At 54.2% G+C, this 6,982-nt stretch carries 10 protein-coding genes; 3 read left to right on the forward strand and 7 right to left on the reverse strand.

The genetic code is table 11. From position 1 onward, the window contains the following. Positions 1-5: 5 nt before the first annotated feature. The 7 genes from flgH to flgB form a co-directional block, all read right to left on the reverse strand. A complete protein-coding gene (gene flgH / locus ACEN2G_RS12855) occupies positions 6-686 on the reverse strand; it encodes a flagellar basal body L-ring protein FlgH (protein ID WP_442022160.1) in 681 nt (226 codons plus the stop codon). Next, entirely contained in the window at positions 683-1,468 is a 786-nt protein-coding gene (gene flgG, locus ACEN2G_RS12860; RefSeq protein ID WP_442022162.1) for a flagellar basal-body rod protein FlgG, read from the reverse strand. The genes flgH and flgG overlap by 4 nt, the downstream gene beginning before the upstream one ends. 83 nt (positions 1,469-1,551) lie before the next feature. Beyond that, positions 1,552-2,280 carry a flagellar basal body rod protein FlgF gene (locus ACEN2G_RS12865; RefSeq protein ID WP_442022164.1) on the reverse strand — a complete coding sequence of 243 codons (729 nt, stop codon included), beginning with the start codon at positions 2,278-2,280 and terminating at the stop codon, positions 1,552-1,554. Positions 2,281-2,290: 10 nt separating this feature from the next. After that, positions 2,291-3,472, reverse strand: a complete 1,182-nt coding sequence (gene flgE / locus ACEN2G_RS12870; RefSeq protein WP_442022166.1) for a flagellar hook protein FlgE — start codon at positions 3,470-3,472, stop codon at positions 2,291-2,293. 37 nt (positions 3,473-3,509) lie between these two features. Next, a complete protein-coding gene (locus tag ACEN2G_RS12875; RefSeq protein WP_442022168.1) occupies positions 3,510-4,166 on the reverse strand; it encodes a flagellar hook assembly protein FlgD in 657 nt (218 codons plus the stop codon). A 1-nt stretch (position 4,167) separates the two neighbouring features. After that, the gene (gene flgC / locus ACEN2G_RS12880) at positions 4,168-4,587 is read right to left on the reverse strand and encodes a flagellar basal body rod protein FlgC (RefSeq protein WP_442022170.1); all 420 of its coding nucleotides are present in this window, start codon (positions 4,585-4,587) and stop codon (positions 4,168-4,170) included. A 1-nt stretch (position 4,588) separates the two neighbouring features. Further along, a complete protein-coding gene (flgB, locus tag ACEN2G_RS12885) occupies positions 4,589-4,951 on the reverse strand; it encodes a flagellar basal body rod protein FlgB (protein ID WP_442022172.1) in 363 nt (120 codons plus the stop codon). A 208-nt stretch (positions 4,952-5,159) separates the two neighbouring features. Here flgB and flgA point away from each other — a divergent pair, with 208 nt between their 5' ends. From flgA to flgN, 3 genes are all read left to right on the forward strand, one after another. Continuing rightward, on the forward strand, positions 5,160-5,978 hold the full coding sequence (flgA, locus tag ACEN2G_RS12890; protein ID WP_442022180.1) for a flagellar basal body P-ring formation chaperone FlgA: 819 nt from the start codon (positions 5,160-5,162) through the stop codon (positions 5,976-5,978). 168 nt (positions 5,979-6,146) lie between these two features. Continuing rightward, entirely contained in the window at positions 6,147-6,434 is a 288-nt protein-coding gene (flgM, locus tag ACEN2G_RS12895) for a flagellar biosynthesis anti-sigma factor FlgM (RefSeq protein ID WP_442022174.1), read from the forward strand. Further along, positions 6,431-6,907 (forward strand): flagellar export chaperone FlgN, encoded by a 477-nt coding sequence (gene flgN, locus ACEN2G_RS12900; RefSeq protein WP_442022176.1) that lies wholly within the window; start codon positions 6,431-6,433, stop codon positions 6,905-6,907. Before flgM ends, flgN begins: the two co-directional genes overlap by 4 nt. Positions 6,908-6,982: the final 75 nt, after the last annotated feature.

The following is a 6,982-nucleotide window of genomic DNA, read 5'->3' on the forward strand; positions in this document are numbered from 1 at the left end:
TACTCCTAGAGCGGAAACAAGCTGCCGTTTAACAGGCGGCTCAGCCAACCGGCTTGATTGGTGTCGGCCAGCGCACCGCGACCGGCATAGGTAATACGCGCATCGGCGAGGCGTTGCGAGGGCACGCGGTTTTGTTGGTCGATATCGTCAATGCGCACTAAGCCTTGCAGGCGCACATACTCATCGCCTTGGTTGAGCTTGATCCACTTTTCACCGCGCACCAGTAACACGCCATTAGGCAAGACTTCCGCCACCGTCACCGTAATGTAGCCGGACAAGGTATTTTGCTGGCTGGTTTTAGCCGAGCCTTTAAAATCGCGGTCCACGGTGCCGGAGGCCGTCAAGTTGGTTCTGGCCTTGCGGCCAACAATGGGCACTGGCATATCGAAGCCGCTGCTTTTATCTAGACTGGTATCGGCTTTCTTGCTCGACTGAGTTCGCTCTTCCAGCATCACGGTCAGAATATCGCCCACCCGATAGGCGCGTCTGTCTTGAAACAGGCTGATCATGGAATGCTGAGTAAAGGCACTGCCATCTGTGGTTTGATTGCTGGGCAACTGCAGCGCCGGCGTCGGCGCCCAGTCATCTTCACCCGGCTTAGGTGGCACTAGCTCGTAAGTAGAACAGCCCGCCAGCAATACGGTGCCAGCGCCCAACAAGGCAATGATTAAAACAGTTTTGATCACAGCGCTTGACTCACAAACTTCAGCATTTGATCTGCCGCCGATACCACCTTGGCGTTCATTTCATAAGCGCGCTGGGTGGTGATCATGTCGACCATTTCTTCTACTACGTTCACGTTTGAGCCCTCAAGCGTACCTTGCTTGAGCATGCCCAGTGACTCATCACCGGCTTGGCCTTCTATCGGTTCACCGGAAGCACCGGTTTGGCGATATAAGTTGCCACCCATGGCTTCTAATCCGGCGGGATTAGTAAAGTTGGCCAAGGTGATCATCCCCAGTTCTTGCACATCCGCTTGGCCGGCCAAGGTGGCGCTCACTGTGCCATTACTGGCGATAGTAACGCCGATGGCACTTTCAGGAATTTCGATTTGTGGCACTAACGGCAAGCCTTCGGCGTTGACCATGGTGCCTTCGCTGTTGCGATGAAACTGACCGTTACGGGTATAGGCCATCTCGCCGTTGGGGCGCTCAATTTGAAAGAAGCCTTGGCCGACGATGGCAAGATCCATCTCTTGACCGGTGTTTTGAAAGCTACCTGTGGTAAACACTTTTTGGGTGCCTACTACTTTAACGCCGTTACCCATTTGAATGCCGGATGGGATCTGGTTCTGTTGATCCGCCGCCGCACCGGGTTGGCGCTGTACTTGATAGAACAAATCTTCAAAGGCCACGCGGTCGCGTTTAAAGCCCACAGTATTTACGTTGGCCAAGTTATTAGAAATGGCGGTCATGCGTGCATCTTGTGCACTTAGTCCAGTTTTACTTACCCATAATGCTGCGTGCATGTCTGTTCACCTAAAGGTCATTTAAATAGTATTCAGCGTTAACTTCCCGCTTACGGCTTCAAGCTTATCGCTGCCCTAAGGGCCTAGCTGCCGCGTATTAAGCGAGCGCCGGCGCGAGCTTGGTCGTCGGCGGTTTTCATGGCGCGCACTTGCAGTTCAAACTGGCGACTCAGCGCCATGTTTTGCACCATTTCTTCCACCACATTGACGTTGGCGCCCTCTAGGTGCCCTTGCTTAAGTTGCACGTCTTCCGCTTGTGCCAGCTCCCCCGGCTCTATGGCATAAAACAAACCATCTAGGCCTTTTTGCAGCTCGCCTTGGCCCGGCTGCACCAACTTAATGCGCCCACCTTCCACCTGAGCACCACCGCCCGGCGGCGTTAGGCTGATGGTGCCGTCGGCACCAATTTCAAGCGAGCTAAATTCCGGCAACTGCAAGGGGCCGCCCTCGCCCATCACCACATGGCCATTAATGGTCAGCTCGCCGTCTGGGCTAATTAACATGTTACCGGCGCGGGTGTAGCCTTCTTGGCCGCCACTTTGCAGCGCGATAAAGCCGTCGCCTTGTATCGCTACGTCTAGCTCGCGACCGGTTTCTTGCAAAGGTGCGGCGGCCAAATTACTGCCCGCCTGCTGGCTTTGCGCCAAGACGCGAGTGTGAAAGCCGTCACCATTTAAGGCGTGTGCCGACGCCTGCTCATAGTCAGCCCTAAAACCTTGGGTGTTGGCGTTGGCCAAGTTATTGGCCCGTATGCCTTGCGCCATTAAGGCGTGCTGGGCGCCAGACATGGCGGTATAAAGCAGCTTGTCCATTTAACGGCCCTTAAAAGGAGCTAAACAAGATTTGGGTCATCTTGTCGGCGGTGCTAATGGTTTTGGAGTTCGCCTGATAGTTGCGCTGGGCGGTCATGAGATTCACCAGCTCGCCGGTTAACTCGACGTTTGAGCCTTCATAGGCGCCCGCCGTTAAGCTACCTAAGGTGCCGGTACCCGGCTCGCCCAGCGTAGGCGCGCCCGAGGCAAAGCTTTGCTGCCAGGTAGTGTCGTTGCCTTGGCGTAGGCCATTAGGATTGGCGAAATTGGCCATTACCACCTTGCCTTTCAGCTGGTCTTGGCCGTTGGTGAATACCGCATACATGTCACCGTTTGACTCAAAACGCACGCCCGCTAATTCACCTGCGGTATAGCCGTCTGCTTGATTACGCGACACGCTAAAGTCGGCGGCGTATTGCGTCATCTTGGCGGGATCTATGCTGATGGTCATGGCATTAGCGCCGGCCGGAGCAAAGTTCAGCGTCATGCTGCCCGCAGGCGTTAGCAGGGTGCCGTCGGTATTAAATTCCATGGCTTGTGGTGCACCCACGGCGGCGCCATCCACCTGAGAATGCACATTCCACTTATTATCACCGGTTTTCACAAAGTACTGGGTCACCACGTGGCGACTGCCGAGTGAGTCATACACTTCGCTCGACTGCGAAAAGTTATAGCTAGTGGCATCAGCTACATCGAACACACTAGTGGGTGCGACGGCGTCCGCTTTTAAATTGGCGGTAAAGTCCAGCTTGGTGCTGGCTTTGGCGGGCAGGCTGCCGCCGTCAATGCGCAAGTCACCGAGTACGCCCTGTTGCAACTGGCCAGCCTCGTTGGCCATATAGCCTTGCAGCCGTGAGCCGTTGCCAGACACGATAAAGTTGTCTGCATCGCGATTAAAGGTGCCGGCGCGGGTATAACTCATTTGCCCGTTATGCTGAGTCATGAAGAAGCCGTTACCGGAAATGGCCAAGTCCAGCGCACGGCCGGTGTTAACCACATCGCCGTCGCGACCAAAGTCTTGGGACACATTACTGACGCCCACACCACCCGCTTGGCCGCCACCGTAAACGGCGGCAAACTCGGCGCGCGCACTCTTAAAGCCGGCGGTGGAGACGTTGGCAATGTTGTGGCTGATCACACCTAACGATTCGTTGGTGGCACGCAGGCCGCTTAATCCAATACTTAACGACATAAAAAATTCCTTAGTGCTTATTCTGAAAATCGAAGGCTTAAGGCTGACTGAACTCAGTCACCTGAAATAATGACACTTGGCCAATACCCGCAATGCTGAGCATGATGTCGCCACCGCCACCGGGCAGGCTGACTTTTTCTACGGTGCGCGTCAGTGTGGGCGCCAACGGCGAAACATTGCCTTCGCGCTCCGCCAACACCTTAAAGTCGTACTCACCACTGGCTAATTCAGGCAAATCAAAAGCTTGCTCGCCTTTAGGGTTAGACCACTCTTGCTCGTGCACTAAGCTGCCATTTTGGTCATACACCTGCATGGTCAGCTTTTCGGTACCGGCCGGCACCATGATTTTGCCGTGCAACGCTTCCGGTTTATCGAGCGTGATTGACTGGGTGGGCACAGACACTTGCTTGCCCATTAAAGAGGTGCTGCTCAACACCTGCAGGGTGTCGAGCAAGGTCGCTTGCTGCTGCCCCTGCATCTTCATCTGCTCTATGCCTTCCACCATGCTGAACTGCGCCAACTGAGAGACATATTCGGTGCCATCGAGCGGATTAAGCGGGTCTTGGTTATTAATTTGCGCCACCATCATCTGCAAAAATTCGCTGCGCAAGTTGGTAACATCGTTACCGGGCGCTATGCCCTTTTGCTGAACGCCCGAGGCGCGATCCAAACCATTCACGGTTGCGATAGTCATCTTAACGCTGCCCTAAATTCAGCAGCCCTTGCTGCATGCTGTTCACGCGACCGACCACTTCGATGGCAGACTCAAAACTGCGAGACGCCGACATCATGTCGGCCATTTCTTCCATCACGTTTACGCCGGCGTAATACACATAGCCTTCATCGTTGGCCAGCGGGTGATCCGGCTGATAGCGTTGATCGGGCTGGCGATCTGAGGGCACCACACCGGCAATATTCACCTGAGCACCGCTCAGCTCACCGGCTTGGGTATGTTGATAGACGGTGGCAAACACCGGCTTAATGGCGCGATAAGCCTCTTCTTCGCTGGCCGCCACCGAACCGGCGTTAGCTAGGTTAGAAGCCACGGTATTCATGCGGCTGGTTTGCGCCTGTAACGCACTACCGGCAATGTCATAAATTGCGCTAAACGACATATCAACGTCCTTCTATGGCTTGATTTAGGCCACGTAATTTAATGTTCAAAAAAGTCAGGCTGGTTTGAAAGTCCATGGCATTTTCGGCAAAGGCCGTTTGCTCCACCGACAGTTCCACCGTGTTACCATCTTGCGACGGCTGATAAGGCGTACGATATAAGGACTCGGCTTGGGGACCGCCATTACCGCCTTGCTCGAGTGAGCGCGCGGTTTGTTGCAACACAGTCGCATAATCGATGTCGCGCGCCTGATAACCTGGGGTATCGACGTTGGCCAAATTACTGGTCAGTAATTGTGTTCTGTCCATCCTGAGCGATAATGCGTGCGGATGTATGCCCAGTGCTTTTTCCAGCCCCAATGCCATGTAATTTCCTTAAGCGCCATGTGTGTCTTCACCTTCGATAGTCAAGATCCGTGCCACTAATTAAAGTTGTTATTTATCAATGAAATACAAATTAAGCCTGCCTACTTCCGCCCGAAAAAGGGAACAGCACTTTCCGCACGGAAGCGCTTATTTTACAGCCCGAAACGTCGCCCTCGCCCAGTGGGCACGGTACGCCCTAGTGGCCGTTATGCTGCTCAGCGCGCCGCCACTCTTAGCAAAAGAGTTGGCACAAGAGGTGGCAAAAGAGGTGGCAAAAGAGTTAGCACAAGAGCAGGCACAGGCTGTGGCACCAGCCGGTACAACAGCGGGCATAGACATCGCCGTTGAACCGCAACTTGCGGCCAAGCGCGAACCTGAGCCACTGGCGGAGATGCTGAGCCTCCAATTGATCTCCGTCGCAACTCAGCGACTAACCGAATATGCGGTTTTACAGCGCTGGCAGCCTTATCAGGCCGAGTTCAGCCCTTGGCTGCCTGCGAGTGTTGCGCATTTACCGAGCTGCCAAAAAGCCGTGCGCTATGAAGTCGCGCAAGCCGACGCCAAGCCTTGGGGGCGCATAGCCTATTTGTTAGCGTGTATTGATGAGCCAGGTTGGACGCTGCGCGGGCGCATCACGGTAGAGGTGAGTTTGCCGGTATGGGTGGCGGCTGAGTCGTTAAAGCGCGAGCAAGCACTGAATGCCGATCTGCTGCGGCTACAGAGCATGAACTTGAGCCAATTGCATCGCGGTTTTATTAGTAGCCTGCAGCCACCAAAACGGCGGTTACTGCGTAACTTGAGCAAGGATCAGCCCTTGTACCCGGCTATTTTGGCGCCGCTTTGGCTGGTACAAAAAAATGAACAAGTGGTCATAGAAGCACGAGGCGAAAACTTTGCCGTGAGTACCCAAGGTTTAGCTTTAGGTAACGCCAGTAAAGGCGAGCTGGTATTGGTGCAAAATATCGACTCCGGCAAACGCATGCAAGCCCGTGTGGTGGCCAGAAATAAGGTGCAGACGTTGCGATAAGCGCCGAGCATTTAAATCAACAACACATTAAAGTAAGGCACCCAAGGTGCCGTTATCTAGTAATAACTCACTGGCCACCTGCACTCATAGTACGCACTCATAGTACTTAATGTGCTGCAGGACATGTACCGCCAGTCACCAGACAAGATAAATGAAGGCGAAAAATTGATGAAAATTACCTCGCAGCCAACGGCCGCGCTCAGCGCGGTGAGCACTAAAACCAGCTCAGACACCTCAAGCTTGGCCAGCAAACCCCAAGCTAAAGCGGCGACCGCTCCGCAGACTCAGCTCAGCGCCGAGCTGGGTTTAGTACAAGCGGCGAGCCTGCAACTCAAAGCCCTGCCCGATGTGGATCTGGATAAAGTAGCGGCCCTGCGCCAAGCCATAGCGGCGGGCGAGCTGCCGCTCGATATGGCCGCGCTTTCTCAAGCCGTGCTTGAATTGCACCGCCCATGAGCAAAGTAGCGCCTGCGGCCGACCAAGCAGCCAGCCAGCAACCATTACGCCAACAACAGATCCGCCAACAGTTAATTGCCCTTAAGCAAGGGTTGGAGCAAGAAATCGCCGGTTATGATGATTTGCACCGTTTGTTGCAGGCACAGGCGCGCTTGCTAACCCATCAAGATCACCAAGGCTTATTGGCGCATAACCCGCGCCAATTACAAACAACAGCAGAGTTAGCCGATAAGGCCAGCTTGCGTGAAGGTTTACTACAAGAGTTGGGCATGACCAACCTAGAAGCCTTATGCCAACGCCTACCCGCCGCGTTAGCACAAACCTTATTGGCCAGCTGGCAACAAGTACAAACTCAGGCACGTCAGTGCCGAGCACTCAACGACAGCAATGGCCGCTTATTGGCTAGCCAAAAAGAATGGTTAGAGCAAAGATTAGGCGTCACGCCCAGTGAATATCATCCCGAAGCTCCTTAAGCTAGAAGCTAGAAGCTAGAAGCTAGAAGCTAGAAGCTAGAAGCTAGAAGCTAGAAGCTAGAAGCTAGAAGCTAG

The organism is Oceanisphaera sp. W20_SRM_FM3 (genome assembly GCF_052119705.1).
Classification (GTDB): domain Bacteria; phylum Pseudomonadota; class Gammaproteobacteria; order Enterobacterales; family Aeromonadaceae; genus Oceanimonas.

Excerpts from the sequence above, each read along its gene's own strand:
- flgG (WP_442022162.1), bottom strand. The coding sequence starts at position 1,468 with ATGCACGCAGCATTATGGGTAAGTAAAACTGGACTAAGTGCACAAGAT.
- ACEN2G_RS12865 (WP_442022164.1), bottom strand. The coding sequence starts at position 2,280 with ATGGACAAGCTGCTTTATACCGCCATGTCTGGCGCCCAGCACGCCTTA.
- flgE (WP_442022166.1), bottom strand. The coding sequence starts at position 3,472 with ATGTCGTTAAGTATTGGATTAAGCGGCCTGCGTGCCACCAACGAATCG.
- ACEN2G_RS12875 (WP_442022168.1), bottom strand. The coding sequence starts at position 4,166 with ATGACTATCGCAACCGTGAATGGTTTGGATCGCGCCTCGGGCGTTCAG.
- flgC (WP_442022170.1), bottom strand. The coding sequence starts at position 4,587 with ATGTCGTTTAGCGCAATTTATGACATTGCCGGTAGTGCGTTACAGGCG.
- flgB (WP_442022172.1), bottom strand. The coding sequence starts at position 4,951 with ATGGCATTGGGGCTGGAAAAAGCACTGGGCATACATCCGCACGCATTA.
- flgA (WP_442022180.1), top strand. The coding sequence starts at position 5,160 with ATGCTGCTCAGCGCGCCGCCACTCTTAGCAAAAGAGTTGGCACAAGAG.
- flgM (WP_442022174.1), top strand. The coding sequence starts at position 6,147 with ATGAAAATTACCTCGCAGCCAACGGCCGCGCTCAGCGCGGTGAGCACT.
- flgN (WP_442022176.1), top strand. The coding sequence starts at position 6,431 with ATGAGCAAAGTAGCGCCTGCGGCCGACCAAGCAGCCAGCCAGCAACCA.